This window comes from Blautia ammoniilytica, assembly GCF_025566965.1.
GTDB lineage: Bacteria > Bacillota > Clostridia > Lachnospirales > Lachnospiraceae > Blautia_A > Blautia_A ammoniilytica.
In genome coordinates this window covers 1-11,826 of sequence record NZ_JAOQJL010000031.1, presented here as the reverse complement: position 1 = coordinate 11,826, position 11,826 = coordinate 1, and the positions used below count along the sequence as shown (strand labels likewise).

Sequence of the window (11,826 nt, the reverse complement as noted above, 5' to 3'; positions counted from 1 at the left end):
CGGAGGACATTATGGCAGAAATGAGAACAGAATTACAGATGATTAAAATGTCGGAGATACAGTCGCAGGAGGTGGCGTGGCTGTGGTTTCCGTTTATCCCTTATGGAAAGCTGACGATTGTGCAAGGCGATCCGGGGGACGGTAAGACAACGCTTGTGCTGAACATAGCGGCGAAGCTGTCAAAAGGCGAAGGTCTGGACAGCGAAATGAAGCTGACAGAGCCATTGAATGTGATTTACCAGAGTGCGGAGGACGGGCTTGCGGATACGGTCAAGCCCCGTCTGGAAGCGGCAGGCGCAGAATGCGAAAATATTTCCGTCATTGACGAAAGTATAAAATCACTTTCTGTGATAGATGAACGTCTGGAAGAAGCGGTTATAAGGACGAAAGCGAAACTGCTGATTTTAGACCCGATACAGGCGTATCTGGGCGGAGGTATGGATATGAACCGGGCAAATGAAGCGAGGGATATGACAAAGAAGCTGGCGGCTCTGGCGGAGAAATACCAATGCGCCATTGTGCTTGTCGGACACATGAATAAAGCGGCAGGAAATAAGGCAGCATATCGGGGCATGGGTTCCATTGATTTCTTTGCGGTGGCAAGGAGCGTCCTGCTGGTCGGCAGAGTGGTGGGCGAAGCGAATATAAGGGCGGTAGTCCAGATAAAAAACAATCTGGCGGCGTTTGGGCACCCGAAAGCCTTTGAGTTGTCGGAGGACGGTTTTCACTGGCTCGGAGATTATGAGATTACCGCTGATGAAGTGTTGGGCGGTATCGCTCCGAAAGCGAATAAGCTGGAATAGGCGAAGCGTCTGCTCAGGGAAGTGGCAGAAACAAACAATGCCATGCAGAGCAATGAGATTTTCAATCTTGCAGAGGAACAGGGTATATCCAGACGGACGCTTGAAAATGCGAAAAAAGAATTGAGTATCAGAGCAAAGCGGATAAACAATTCGTGGTATTGGGAGTTGGATAAAATCAGACCGGAGTAAGGCAACAGCGCAACAATGCAGAGCATATGGAATTTACGGGCTTGTGTCTGTAAGGTTGCAAAAGATATAGACCTTGCATTGTTGCGGTCTTGAAAAGGAGGGCGATTATGATACGACAGCCAGAATGGGGAACCCGGAATGTGAACAAATATTTTTACGAGAGTGAAGCCCGGAGGATTGCCGAACTCAATGAAATATTCGGAGATATAGAATTGATTGAGGCAGAAATGCGGATGCTGATATGGCTTGCCGGATGGGACGAATATACGATAGAAAATGTACTTTCGGCTATCCGAAAAGCTGTGGCGGTGGAAGCAAAGCGGCTGGAACAGCCACCCCGTCCGTAGGACGGAAAAGCTCTCGGCAGAGCGCAAAGGCAGCTTTTGATAGAGCGAAGCCTGTCAAAAGTGATTTTGCGTTACTTTCGCAGAAAGTAACAAAGGCTATGCGCCGTATCCGGCGTTGATTACCCGGACAGGGAGAAAGGATATTGATTGAAGCGAACAATTAGTTTTATGACAGGAAAAGGCTCTGTCAATCATAACAGCAGAAAATTCCATGCAAAAAATACTGACCCGGAGCGAAGTTATCTAAACGTGGAATATTGCAATGAAAATGTTAAGGACGTATATCACGAATTATTTGATGAAGCACTCGCCCGGTACAATGAGAAGCAAACCAGAAGTGACCGCCGGATTGACGATTATTATGAGAAAATCCGTTCAGGCAAGCAGGAAAAGCCATTCCATGAAATTATTCTGCAAATTGGGGATAAGGACAATATGGGAGCAAAAATAGAGAATGGACAGCTTGCGGGAAAAGTTCTCAATGAATATATGCAGGACTTCCAGCAACGCAATCCTACGTTAAAAGTATTCAGTGCTTATCTCCACATGGATGAAGCCACACCGCATTTGCACATTGATTTTGTCCCCTATACGACAGGAAGCAAGAGGGGGCTTGATACAAGAGTATCTTTGAAGCAGGCGTTGGCGGCTCTTGGATTTAAGGGTGGCACAAGACGGGAAACAGAATTAAATCAGTGGGTGGCTTATGAAAAAGAGCAACTTGCCGCTGTCATGCGGGAATATGGAATTGAGTGGGAGAAGAAAGAAACGCATGAGAAGCATTTATCCGTTTTGGATTTTGAGAAAAAAGAGAAGGCAAAAGAAATCGCAGAATTGGATCAATCTATTTCTGACGGAAAAGAAATATTATCAGATATTCAAGTTCAGCAGTTGAAAGCGGAGCAGAAAACGGAGCAGATACGACAGGAGGGCGAAGCAATCCGGCAAGAAGTATCGGAGCTTTCGGAAACAAGTGATTTGCTGAAAGAACAGGCGGAAGCGTTGGCAGAGGATAAAGAAAAGCTGTTATCTGATAATGAGAAGCTGGAAAAACAGCAGAAAAATTGCAACAGGAGATTGAGAAAATGGTTCAGTCTAAGGCGGTTATGGAACGGAACATACATGCCTATGACGAGGACGAGAAATGGCAGTTGCCGGAGCCGGGGACATTGACGAGCGCAAAGAATTATAAAGACAAAAAGGTTCTGCCGCTGGTGGAAAGACTGAAAGAAGTGGTAAAAGCACTGACGATTAAATGTGTCCAGCTTGCGGAGCAAGTGAAGAAGCTGACAGCGAAAACAGCCGGACAGCAAGAACAGATCAATCGTTTAACGGATAAGGTCATGGAGCAGAGAAACAAGATTGACCGATTGGAGGAAAAAGCGGCAGATTTGGAGCGTTTAGAGCGTTATTTTGGTAAGGAACAGGTTCAGTCGGTAGTAGAGCAGTCTAAGGATCTGGAGCGGGCAGAAAAGGCAAATATGCGCCCGAAACGTGCATTTGAAATGAGCAGATAGGGGGAGTGGTACAGTGACAGATATGGAGAAAAAAGTTATGGTTCGCCTGTGTGCAAAGGTTCTTTCCGAAACGGATTTGTATGAAACGGATAGGAAAGTCCGCAATTTGATTGACTGGATATGCGTGTCGGAGCAGATAAAATCAAACAACAATGAGATACGCAGTCTGACAGGGGAATACAAGTGGATAGAGCCAGATTGCCGGGAAGGAGTGGGGGCGCAGTTAGAGCGCATGAAATCGCTTTGTAAAGAGAGGGATAGCTTATATAAAAAACAGAATGATTTGAAAGGACAGAAGCAGAAAATCGAGAGAGCGTTGGAACGGTAGGAATGTAGGGCATGGCGGCGGCTGTGCCCTATATCGTTGTGGCAAAATCTCCAATACTGTGGTAGAATCAAGAAACAGAGATAAAAACACAACGTAAGAGGTAAAATCTCTTATAGAGCGGGTAGGTAGTCCCGCCGCACCATTCTGGTGTAAGTAGCCCTCCCTCCTTGGGTCGTCCATTCTTTGTGCATTACAATTTGCGCGAGTAATGAGGAAAATGCCCTGCTTGCAGGAGTATTTGACGAATACCGCGACAGCCGCAAGGCATCAAGGAGGAATTGTCATGGACAAAGTATCGGGCAGACTGACAGTATTTTTTGAAGAACCATTCTGGATAGGCGTGTTTGAACGAATATCGGAGAGAAAATTATCTGTGTGCAAGGTCACATTTGGAGCAGAGCCAAAGGACTGTGAGATATATGATTTTGTTCTGAAAAATTACTATCGGCTGAAATTTAGTCCGGCTGTGGCAACTGATGTAAAAGAAGCTGGTCGCAATCCGAAACGGGTACAGCGGGAAGTGCGGAAACAGGTGCAGAACACCGGCATAGGCACAAAATCGCAACAGGCTTTGAAATTACAGCAGGAGCAGTTAAAAACTGAACGCAAGGCTGTGAGCCGGGAGCAACGGGAAGCAGAAAAACAGCTGCAGTTTGAAATGAAACAGCAGAAAAGGAAAGAGAAGCATAGGGGCAGGTAACGCCTGTCCCGGCGTTCCTTTATCAAATCGCGTAGACTTTGTTGTTACGCTTTAGAGGGTTTGAAACGCTTGTTTTATAAGGGCTTGGAAGTGCCGAAATGATATGGGCGATACTTTATACCTTTACCGTTCAAATTGGATTTTGGTTGCGTAACAGGAGCGATTGCACATTTCCTTGGTGGATATAATTACATGGTGCTAGCACCATGTAGAAATAGGATCAGAAAGGTTAAATGGTGTTTTCATAATGTCTATATCAGTAAAGCTGAATAAAAATGGTATTAAAAAATTACAGAGAGAATTAGAACAAGAAATGAAAAAGAGGACGATAGTGAGGGAAGGCGTAGGATTGCGTAAAGATAGTGAGAAATTTTTGAAAATAGTATTGGAAAAAAGAGAAGAAAATGGGAGTGATATTGTCACTTGTACATTAGATATGTTTAGTGAAATTCCAAACATTGAATTTAATGTTGGAAATATAATGGATGATTTGAAACTACATAATTGTATTAGCAGTAATAGTACAGTATTTATTTCTGGCGAGGTGCAGGTTATATTGACTATAGATGGAATTGAGTATTTTAAGGAGAAGGAGATTCAAATGAAAGAAAATCAAAGAATTACGAATAATACCAATAATTTTTATGGAGAAGTTACCGGTGTACAAATTCAACAAGGTACGGTTAATTCTTCACAATCTCAATCAGTTAATCAAGGGTTTGATTATGCTGAAGTGGCTGAAATCATTCAAAAGATAAAAAAATATGATTCTTTTTTTGATGATGAGTATGGAGAAAATGCTTTGGAAATGCGAAATAAAATCGATGAAATAGAGGATTTGGTGCAAAAGGAAGAAAATCCCAGTAGAATAAAGGCTTTGCTAAATGATATTAAAAACTTGTCCATAGGTGTGGCAGGTAGTTTAATTGCTTCTGGTATTGTTACTCTTTTGAGTAGAGTGTAGGAGGCATATATGGGTGGTATAGTCATTGAACTTCAAAGAGAAGCATTAGATGAAAAAATCTCTATTGAATCATTGATACGAAAAGCATATCTTGTTGCTAAAAAATTAAAATTAAAAGAATTTGAAGAATGGCTTAATCAAGAGCAAAATGGCTATAAAAAGGAGATTCCAGAATATCGAAATATTATAGGAGAAATAAAAGCATGGAATCCATATCATGGTTGGATTCCAATGATATTACCTGCAAAAGTGGCAGATATAGCTTCAAGAATGCCCATTCCAAACTCAATATCTTCTCTTTTAGATGTATACAATTCTAGCGAAGATAGAGTCGCTTTTTCGGTAAATGGGGCAATGACAGAATTTTTTAATAATAGTACAGATTTTATGCCAACAAAATATGCGTTTTTTGTTTCAAAAAGTGAGTTATATAGAATTATGAGTACTGTTAGAAATAAAATATTAGATTGGGCATTACTCCTTGAAGAAAATGGAATAGTTGGGAATGAGATGACTTTTACTGATGTAGAAAAACAGATAGCGATAGATACACCGATAATCAATAATTACATTAACAATTTTTATTCTAAGGTGTCAGATGTTGATATGAAACAAGGATAGTATATTCGTGATACCTGTATGATACCTGTTTATGGTAAAACTGTAAATAAGGTGTGGAATTTGGATATTATGAAGAAATAAATCCGTAAAAAAACAAGAAATATTTAACAATTATGTTATAATTGCAAGGAGTTTGAATAATAAATGTGTTAATCACCACTCCCGATTATTCAGTTTTTTGTAAAAAGAAATAGTCTATAAAAGAAAGAGTTTTGGAACTACATAGTAGGTTCAAGGCTCTTTTTTTCGTGCTTTTCGGGGCATAAATAGAGTGTCGAGGGGCAAGAGAGGTGGATAACGGAAATTGCAAAAAACAGGATAATGAAGAGTGATAACGGACAAAAAATTTTCTGAAATCCCTTATAAACAAAGGGCACTGAAAAACTTCCACTTAAGAAAAAATGGAAGTTTTTCAGTGCCCTTTAAATAAAGGTTTTGCGGGCTGTCTGGATGTTCCGGTGGAGTGCAAATGGAGTTAAAAAATCTTTTTTTTCTTTGTTTTCTTTCCGGAGTTATCTGAGATTTTCGCAAAAGTAACTATGCTCAGAAAATATAATTAGTGTGAATATGAAGAACAGTTTGTTTTGATGGAAATATTTTCCGTCAGGGCAGACTGTTTTTTTATACCCTTTTTCAATGATATTAACTCCATGATTCAGCGATAACACATATGGAAACTGTAAAATTAAAATAATTTGCTAAATTTCGGAAAATGATGTCCGATTTTACATCTGCCAGTACAGAGTAATATGAAGAGATAAATATTCAAAATACAGGAGGTACTGATTATGCAGAACAAATTATTTTTAAAGGCAGCCGATATATGTGAACTTCTGGAGGTAAAACAGACATCGGCTTATGAGATCATTGGCAATCTGAATAAGGAGCTGGAAGAACAGGGATATTTGACGCTTAGAGGAAAAGTTCCGACAAAGTATTTTGTGAAGCGTTTCTACGGAGTAGAAGATACTTGTGAGATTCCACAGGAAGAGGGAAAGGAATGGTTTCATGCGTAAGAGAAAAATGTATTTATCAGTAGAAGACATTGCAGAACTCTTTGGATTATCAGTTTCGTTTGCTTACCGGGTGGTGGAAAGAATGAATGCCGATCTGGAAAGCAAGAACTATTATGTTATTCTCGGACGGGTGCCAACCCGCTATGTAGAGGACAAGATCTATGGTCTGGAACATGTTGAGCAATATTTGAAGGAGGATAAAGCGATATGAGTATAGTGCAGGAAAAAATGTATATGGATATGGATGATGTGTGTGCAATTCTTGGTGTTTCTAAAGCGTATGCCTAGAAAAGTAGCTGTGCTGATGAAAGGATATCTGCAGTCGATGAAGTCAAATATTCGAGAAATCATTCGTTATATTGATGACACGACACTTGAAAAATCAAATGATAAAAAGAAAGATAAACAGGAATCTACGAGTACCATACCAGAGGAAGTGCAGGAATTTGTGAATCTGACAATTACAGAGCATATGGGGAAAGCATATTCAGAATGGAAGTTAAAGCAGGATAAAGAGCCAGTAAGTGAGATTGATAAGAAATACCAGAAATTACTGGAAATGTTATCCCCAGAACAGGAAGAAGTGATTACGGAATACTGTAATGCAATTTTCAGCAGTGGAGCAGATACAGAAGAGTTTTTCTATCGGTTGGGATTAAAAGACGGACTGAATCTGAAAAATACGGTAAAATCTGTATTAGAAATGATATCATGAAATCGGGTGATATATGCTCTAAGTGACTTCTTAATCATGATTTTGTCATGGTTAGTGAAGCAATCACTTAGAGCATTTTTGTTTCAGGAGGTACAGCCATGAGAAATGAAAAAATTACCCCACTGTACGAGCACCTGAGCCGGGACGATGAGTTACAGGGCGAGAGCAACTCCATATCCAACCAAAAACAGATGTTAGAGGATTTTGCCCGCCGGAATGGGCTGCCCAACCCTACGCACTTTACCGATGATGGTATCTCAGGCACCCGTTTTGCCCGCCCCGGATTTTTGGCGATAATGGAGGAAGTGGAGGCAGGGCGTGTAGAGGCAATCGTCATCAAGGACATGAGCCGGTTAGGACGCGACTATCTGAAGGTCGGTCAAGTTATGGAGGTTTTGCGGCAGCGAGGCGTTCGTCTGATTGCCATCAACGACGGTGTGGACAGTCTGAAAGGCGATGACGATTTTACCCCGTTCCGCAACATTATGAATGAATTTTACGCCCGTGATACCAGCCGGAAAATCCGCTTTGTGTTTAAGTCAAAAGGCATGAGTGGCAAGCACCTGACCGGCACTGTGATTTACGGCTACTTATGGGACGAAAAACGGGAGCATTGGCTGGTAGATGAGGAAGCTGCCGAAGTGGTACGCCGTATATTCTCCCTCACGCTGGAGTGATATGGGCCTTACCAGATCGCCTGCAAATTATCCACAGACCGGATTGAAATTCCTGTCGTACACCTTGCCCGCTTCAACGAGGGTGTGAACCGTTCAAAGCCGGTCAAAGACCCCTATGGATGGGGATCATCTACCATCGTGAACATTTTAAAAAAACGAGAGTATTTAGGGCATACCATCAATTTCAAGACCCGCAAGCACTTTAAGGACAAGGCCCGGCGCTTTGCTATCTGCTGTTACAGACAATCGCATAAATGAGTTTGTTTTCAAGGCGGTGCTTCATGTACTCGTCTACGCATACATGGAGCTGGCCGCAATCGTCATAGAGCGTCCGGGTACAGAGCTTGTTTATGTAACCGTTGTAATACTGCAAGACCTACCTGTTCCACGGCCCCGGCGTCACCGGCGCGGGCCGCCTCGATCACTGCAAGGGGCAAAGGCTCCTTATATCTGGCTTGCTTCATTCTGCAATACCTCCCGTCAGTCTTGTTCTCATGGTTTCCAGCGTCTTAGTCCTGTGCCGCTGGACGGCGCTGCGGGACATTCCCACCACCGCGCCGATCTCGCCGTCCGTCAGTTCCAGGACACAATGCAGTATCAAGATGCTTTGTCCCGGCTGGGGCAAGCTGGCAAAGGCAGCGGCCACCAGCCCGTCGCTGATCTGAAGCTCACAGCCATAGGCCGGAAATATAAAACTGTCGCTGGGGTACTGATCTATCGTGCATAGCGTGTCCAGTTCCGAAAGCGGCAGCGTTTCAAAGGATGTTTCCCAGCCACGCTGACGCTTCCTTTCCCGGAAGTAGTCAACGGCTTCATGGTACAGTACCAGCTTGCAAAAATGGTCAAACTGGCAGCGCCTCCCGTAATCATCAGGGGTAACTTTCATCTTCTCACCCCCTTTCCGTGGGGAGTGAGCAGGATGATCCTGTCCGTTGTCAGGGGCCTATGCTGGCCCTGGTCTGCTGACCGCCTCCTTTTCCATCTGATTTTTTGCCGGAAATGACAATCCGCGAAAATCGACAAAAATCGCCCGGCAGGTCGTAAACCTACCGGGCGACGATTTGAAGCGTTTTGTTGTTTTCTTACATGGTATAGTTCATACTCATAGCCGGAATATTCCCGTGGCGGGGCAAGGCTTTTTTTAAGCGGTAGAAGTGGATTAGATTATAATGATAGTAAAACAGCATGGCGGCGTCCTCCCGTGGGCCGCCATGCCTTTAACTGCTGGGAATGACAGAAAGAAAGCAGCGGCCTTGATTTCTCAAAACCGCCACCAGTGAATATAAATTAAGCGTGAAAATGGGTCTGCCCAGCAGCGGTTTTTTTCTTTTCTGCCGCTGGGCAGATGTTTTTTCTTTAGATACATGATAAGAGGAATTTTTGAAGATTCCATAAAGATTTGAAAAATGGACGGACATAAAAGACGTCCATTACACTATCGGAAAATCAGCAAGGAAGTTTCATAGTAACCTTTGCGCCGCCGGTTTCTTTTGAATTTTCTAAAATAAGCTGACCATTATGTTGTTCCATAATCGAATTTGTAATATATAGACCCATACCAAAGTGTAACTTTGAATTGCGGCTTTGATCGCCCATATAGAACCGTTCCTGTGCGTGGCATAATGCCTCTTTAGAAAACCCCGTTCCCTCGTCTGTGACTGAAATTTCCACGAAACCGTTGTTACTCTGAACATCCACATAAAGCGTTCCGCCTTGCGGGGAGTAGTCCAGCCCATTACTGATAACATTCATAATAGCACGTTCTATCAGCACCCTATCAAATTTCAGCATTTGAGGGAGTGAAACAGTATTCATTTGCAGCCGGATTTCTTTTGTCTGGCATAGTGATTCCATATAACCGAACAAGTGCTGCATGAACGCTGGCAAGTCTATACTTTCAATATGGAGCTGATAACCAACCGCCGCCCGTGATATATCAATCAGGGTTTGAATATATGACTGCATCTGGCCGGAGCTTTCCACGACGTAACCAGCGTATAATCGTTGCTCATCATCAAGATTTGTTTCTGTGAGTAAATCAGCATTTCCTTGAATAACCGTCAGAGGCGTTTTCAAATCATGGGCAAGCGCGGCGATTTGCTCTTTCTGTGTCTGTTCGGTTTTCCATTGCCGTTCTAACGAAATTTTCAGATTATCTTTCATATCTGAAAAAGATGCAAGGACATCTTCAAACTCTTTGATTTTGGCGTGTCCTACTTCAAAATCAAGGTTTTGCTTTGAAACCTCCGCAGTTGCTTCAAAAAGCGGGGTCAGTTGTGTACGCAGGTTCTTAGCAAATCTGGCGGTCAGTATGATAATGACCAGCAGCGAATTTACAGCCATCAGGATAAACGCAAGCGTGTCAGGAGATGGAAAATATTCCGGTAGCCATGACACTGTAAATTGAGAACCAATATAATACCTTAAAACGCAAAATTCGTTTTCCCGGACAACAAGTGCAAACTGCCTCCCCGTAGCATATTCAATATATTCTCCCTTTGCGTACAGCAGGGCAATTTCTTTTTCATCATCGTCCATATTGCTGTAAAGCTCATTAAAGTTCTTGTCCAGAATTAAGTAGCCGCATCCCTGTGGAATCACAACCTTTGTAATATCCGGGGCAATCGTCAGCGTTGGAATGATCTCTTTTACCTGCAATTCACTTAGATTTGCTCTTGTAGCTAATCCAGCATTTACAGCAAGTCCCTCCAAACCAACAGGGACAATAATTGCCGCTACCAGCATGACAATGAGGGAGATAGCAAACTGGCGAAACAATATTTTCAATGTAGGTTTCTTTTTCACTCCCATTTATATCCTATCCCCCATACGGTGCTGATCGGACTTATTTTGAAATGCTCCAATTTCGCACGAATATTTTTTATATGCGTTGAGATCGTAGAGTTATCGCCTATTCCATCAAACCCGAAAACGGCTTCATAGATTTGTTCTTTTGTAAAAACCTGTCCCCGGTTTTTCGCAAGGTATTCACAGATTGAATACTCGCTTTTGGTAAGGGGAACCGGCTGTTCTGAAACATACAGTACCTTTGCGGAAAGGTCAAATCTTATATCAGACTCAAATGAAAGTGTGCTGTGATGCTCCCTTTTTTCTCTGCGTAAATGTGCCGCGACACGGGCGCGAAGCTCCTGAATACGAAAAGGTTTCGTAATATAATCATCCGCACCGATGCCCAATCCAAACAATATATCTTCCTCTAATGTCTTTGCGGTCAGAAAGAGAATCGGGCAGTCTACCATATTCCTGATCTGTTTGCAAAACTCAAACCCGTCTGTGCCAGGCATCATCACATCCAAAAGAATGAGGTCATAGAAATGCAGCTTTTTGATGTCTACATCATCCGCATTTTGACAGACTGTTATCAAATATCCATCTTTCCCCAAACTGTTCTTAATCAATTCCAAGATAGAAACTTCATCGTCAACTACAAGTAAGTGGGTCAAAAAATCACCTCCCGCTCCATTATACCACATTGTCGAGGTTACTCATCATTATTTTTAATGTCAGCTTTCCGATATTCATTGTTGATATTTACAGCTACGGCATTGCTTATATCCACATCCACAATACTGTAAACGTAGCCGAAACTGAAATCTTCCCCCGCCACATTTTTGAAGCGTTTCGATACCTGCCCGATTTCTTCTTGCAGTTCTGACATTTCAAGACATTCATCCGTTATGGTATATGTCAGGCCGTTATATGAAATTTCATCATAGTTTGCGGCGTTCAGCTCATAATACGGCAGAGATTCATTTAACGCCTTATTTTTATCGGCGGTATCGCGGAGCGCACCGCAGGCCGATAAGCATATAAGACTTACAAGCACAATTACCAAGGGCACTGAAAAACTTCCATTTTTTCTTAAGTGGAAGTTTTTCTTTTATATTTTTTCAATTTTTTTTTAGAAAAAGCACAAAAAAGCTATGGC

General features: G+C 42.4%; 13 protein-coding genes and 3 pseudogenes. 11 read left to right on the top strand and 5 right to left on the bottom strand.

Annotated features, from left to right (window positions below):
* The first annotated feature begins 11 nt into the window (after positions 1-11).
* The 11 genes and pseudogenes from OCV61_RS13735 to OCV61_RS13685 all read left to right on the top strand — a co-directional run.
* Positions 12-992: pseudogene (locus tag OCV61_RS13735) on the top strand (AAA family ATPase).
* A gap of 107 nt (positions 993-1,099) precedes the next feature.
* Positions 1,100-1,339 carry a hypothetical protein gene (locus tag OCV61_RS13730; protein ID WP_158422274.1) on the top strand — a complete coding sequence of 80 codons (240 nt, stop codon included), beginning with the start codon at positions 1,100-1,102 and terminating at the stop codon, positions 1,337-1,339.
* A 168-nt stretch (positions 1,340-1,507) separates the two neighbouring features.
* Positions 1,508-2,856, top strand: a pseudogene (locus tag OCV61_RS13725) (plasmid recombination protein).
* A 13-nt stretch (positions 2,857-2,869) separates the two neighbouring features.
* A complete protein-coding gene (locus OCV61_RS13720) occupies positions 2,870-3,184 on the top strand; it encodes a hypothetical protein (RefSeq protein ID WP_262583031.1) in 315 nt (104 codons plus the stop codon).
* Between the two features lie 283 nt (positions 3,185-3,467).
* Positions 3,468-3,884 (top strand): YjdF family protein, encoded by a 417-nt coding sequence (locus tag OCV61_RS13715; RefSeq protein WP_158422272.1) that lies wholly within the window; start codon positions 3,468-3,470, stop codon positions 3,882-3,884.
* 247 nt (positions 3,885-4,131) lie between these two features.
* Positions 4,132-4,848, top strand: coding sequence for a hypothetical protein (locus OCV61_RS13710; protein WP_158422271.1), 717 nt, complete (start codon positions 4,132-4,134; stop codon positions 4,846-4,848).
* A gap of 9 nt (positions 4,849-4,857) precedes the next feature.
* A complete protein-coding gene (locus tag OCV61_RS13705; RefSeq protein WP_158422270.1) occupies positions 4,858-5,469 on the top strand; it encodes an AbiTii domain-containing protein in 612 nt (203 codons plus the stop codon).
* 788 nt (positions 5,470-6,257) lie between these two features.
* Positions 6,258-6,485 carry a hypothetical protein gene (locus OCV61_RS13700; protein WP_008705329.1) on the top strand — a complete coding sequence of 76 codons (228 nt, stop codon included), beginning with the start codon at positions 6,258-6,260 and terminating at the stop codon, positions 6,483-6,485.
* A complete protein-coding gene (locus OCV61_RS13695; RefSeq protein ID WP_008705328.1) occupies positions 6,478-6,696 on the top strand; it encodes a hypothetical protein in 219 nt (72 codons plus the stop codon). Before OCV61_RS13700 ends, OCV61_RS13695 begins: the two co-directional genes overlap by 8 nt.
* 69 nt (positions 6,697-6,765) lie before the next feature.
* Complete coding sequence (locus OCV61_RS13690; RefSeq protein ID WP_262583027.1) at positions 6,766-7,200, top strand: hypothetical protein; 435 nt, start codon at positions 6,766-6,768, stop codon at positions 7,198-7,200.
* Positions 7,201-7,298: 98 nt separating this feature from the next.
* Positions 7,299-8,102, top strand: a pseudogene (locus OCV61_RS13685) (recombinase family protein); the annotation flags it as partial.
* 1 nt (position 8,103) lies between these two features.
* On the opposite strand, the gene OCV61_RS19000 reads toward OCV61_RS13685, so the two are convergent.
* The 5 genes from OCV61_RS19000 to OCV61_RS13660 form a co-directional block, all read right to left on the bottom strand.
* Positions 8,104-8,250 carry a helix-turn-helix domain-containing protein gene (locus OCV61_RS19000; RefSeq protein WP_470257883.1) on the bottom strand — a complete coding sequence of 49 codons (147 nt, stop codon included), beginning with the start codon at positions 8,248-8,250 and terminating at the stop codon, positions 8,104-8,106.
* Positions 8,251-8,337: 87 nt separating this feature from the next.
* Positions 8,338-8,763, bottom strand: coding sequence for a sigma-70 family RNA polymerase sigma factor (locus OCV61_RS13675; protein WP_118510262.1), 426 nt, complete (start codon positions 8,761-8,763; stop codon positions 8,338-8,340).
* Positions 8,764-9,323: 560 nt separating this feature from the next.
* Complete coding sequence (locus OCV61_RS13670) at positions 9,324-10,688, bottom strand: sensor histidine kinase (RefSeq protein WP_158422269.1); 1,365 nt, start codon at positions 10,686-10,688, stop codon at positions 9,324-9,326.
* Complete coding sequence (locus OCV61_RS13665; protein WP_209291262.1) at positions 10,679-11,341, bottom strand: response regulator transcription factor; 663 nt, start codon at positions 11,339-11,341, stop codon at positions 10,679-10,681. Before OCV61_RS13665 ends, OCV61_RS13670 begins: the two co-directional genes overlap by 10 nt.
* 38 nt (positions 11,342-11,379) lie before the next feature.
* The gene (locus OCV61_RS13660; protein ID WP_158422267.1) at positions 11,380-11,739 is read right to left on the bottom strand and encodes a NisI/SpaI family lantibiotic immunity lipoprotein; all 360 of its coding nucleotides are present in this window, start codon (positions 11,737-11,739) and stop codon (positions 11,380-11,382) included.
* Between the last annotated feature and the right edge of the window lie 87 nt (positions 11,740-11,826).

Coding starts and splice junctions, on each gene's coding strand:
- OCV61_RS13730 (WP_158422274.1), top strand. CDS start 1,100: ATGATACGACAGCCAGAATGGGGAACCCGGAATGTGAACAAATATTTT.
- OCV61_RS13715 (WP_158422272.1), top strand. CDS start 3,468: ATGGACAAAGTATCGGGCAGACTGACAGTATTTTTTGAAGAACCATTC.
- OCV61_RS13710 (WP_158422271.1), top strand. CDS start 4,132: ATGTCTATATCAGTAAAGCTGAATAAAAATGGTATTAAAAAATTACAG.
- OCV61_RS13705 (WP_158422270.1), top strand. CDS start 4,858: ATGGGTGGTATAGTCATTGAACTTCAAAGAGAAGCATTAGATGAAAAA.
- OCV61_RS13700 (WP_008705329.1), top strand. CDS start 6,258: ATGCAGAACAAATTATTTTTAAAGGCAGCCGATATATGTGAACTTCTG.
- OCV61_RS13695 (WP_008705328.1), top strand. CDS start 6,478: ATGCGTAAGAGAAAAATGTATTTATCAGTAGAAGACATTGCAGAACTC.
- OCV61_RS13690 (WP_262583027.1), top strand. CDS start 6,766: ATGCCTAGAAAAGTAGCTGTGCTGATGAAAGGATATCTGCAGTCGATG.
- OCV61_RS13675 (WP_118510262.1), bottom strand. CDS start 8,763: ATGAAAGTTACCCCTGATGATTACGGGAGGCGCTGCCAGTTTGACCAT.
- OCV61_RS13670 (WP_158422269.1), bottom strand. CDS start 10,688: ATGGGAGTGAAAAAGAAACCTACATTGAAAATATTGTTTCGCCAGTTT.